Below are 1,283 nucleotides of genomic sequence, written 5' to 3'. Positions count from 1 at the left end.
AATCGCACCTGCTGATCGGTTTGGGCACCGCCGCCGCCGAGGCCGGCTTCCGGGTCCGCTACACCCTGGCGACGAAACTGGTCAACGAACTCGTCGAGGCCGCCGACGAGAAACTGCTCGCCAAGACTATCGCCCGCTACGGGCGGGTGGATCTGCTCTGCATTGACGAGCTCGGCTACATGGAACTCGACAAACGCGGTGCCGAGTTGTTGTTCCAGGTTTTGACGGAACGCGAGGAGAAGAACTCCGTGGCGATTGCGTCCAACCAGTCATTTTCAGGTTGGACCCGGACGTTCACCGACCCGAGGCTCTGCGCGGCCATCGTCGACCGACTCACCTTCGGCGGCGCGATCATCGAAACCGGCACCGACAGCTACCGGCTCGCTCAAACCAGGGCGGCAGCCCAAGCCGCGAGCTAACCGGAGGCCGTGCCGGCGACGGACAACACCGTCGACGTCGCGGCGTCCAGCCCGGACATTCGACCAACCCCGAACACCCAGCTCACCGCATCGGGGTGGGGCCACTTCAAGCCGTCACACCCCACGAGTAGGGGTCGGCTGGGTCCAACTCGAGCCGACAAGGTGGGGCCAGATCGAGTTGACAGAGCCAACCGTTCTGACGTCCCGCCGGGGGAGCGGCGTTTCCCTTCCTCATGAGGTCGGCGAGCACTGCGGGCGGTCGGCTCAGTTCCCGCCGCCGCCACCGCCGTTGCCCCCGTTGCCGTTTCCGTTGCCTCCGTTGCCTGGACCGCCCTGGCCGTTGCCTTGGTTGCCGCCGCCCTGGTTGCCGTTCCCACCGCCGGTGTCCACGCCTGCGCCCGGTGCGGTGTCGTCTGGCGCGACAATCTCGGGTGCCGGGGCGATCGGTTCGGAGCTGATCATGGTAGCCGGCGGCGCCGGTGCCGGGGTGAGGTAGCTGCTCGGGGCGGGAGCGGTCGGCGGGGGAACCGAGGTCGAACCTGTGGTGCTGCCCTCGTCCCGCGACGCGAAGGCCAGTGCCAGCAGCGCGATGGTCACCAGCACCGCCGCGACCGCGCCGATGATCACCCCGGCACCGTGTCAACGGACACGAGGAAGTCCGGGCGGGCGGACATGAGATCTCCGGATCTGTGGACGTCAAAATTCCGGATGTGTGGTCGTTGAAGACCTGTGGCGGTCGGTGCCGTTGGTCCGCGTCGTTAGTCGAGTGGGTGCACGCCCTTGCCGGCGAGGGCGTCGGCGAGGCGGTGTGAATCGCCCTTGGTCACGATGACGTGGGCGTGGTGCAGGAGCCGATCGACAGTA

The 1,283-nt window shown here is 67.3% G+C and carries 2 protein-coding genes and 1 pseudogene; 1 reads left to right on the top strand and 2 read right to left on the bottom strand.

What is annotated here, in order from left to right:
- A partial coding sequence (locus G9373_RS45305) for an ATP-binding protein (RefSeq protein ID WP_167121243.1) occupies nucleotides 1–419 on the top strand: 419 nt, incomplete at its 5' end.
- Nucleotides 420–683: 264 nt separating this feature from the next.
- On the opposite strand, the gene G9373_RS45300 is transcribed toward G9373_RS45305, so the two are convergent.
- Nucleotides 684–1,046 carry a hypothetical protein gene (locus G9373_RS45300; RefSeq protein WP_240961168.1) on the bottom strand — a complete coding sequence of 121 codons (363 nt, stop codon included), beginning with the start codon at nucleotides 1,044–1,046 and terminating at the stop codon, nucleotides 684–686.
- A 131-nt stretch (nucleotides 1,047–1,177) separates the two neighbouring features.
- Nucleotides 1,178–1,283: pseudogene (locus G9373_RS45295) on the bottom strand (ATP-binding protein); the annotation flags it as partial.

The organism is Rhodococcus sp. A14, assembly GCF_011603105.1.
In the GTDB taxonomy this organism is placed as follows: Bacteria; Actinomycetota; Actinomycetes; order Mycobacteriales; family Mycobacteriaceae; genus Rhodococcus_F; species Rhodococcus_F opacus.
This window is presented reverse-complemented; position numbering and strand designations above follow the sequence as displayed.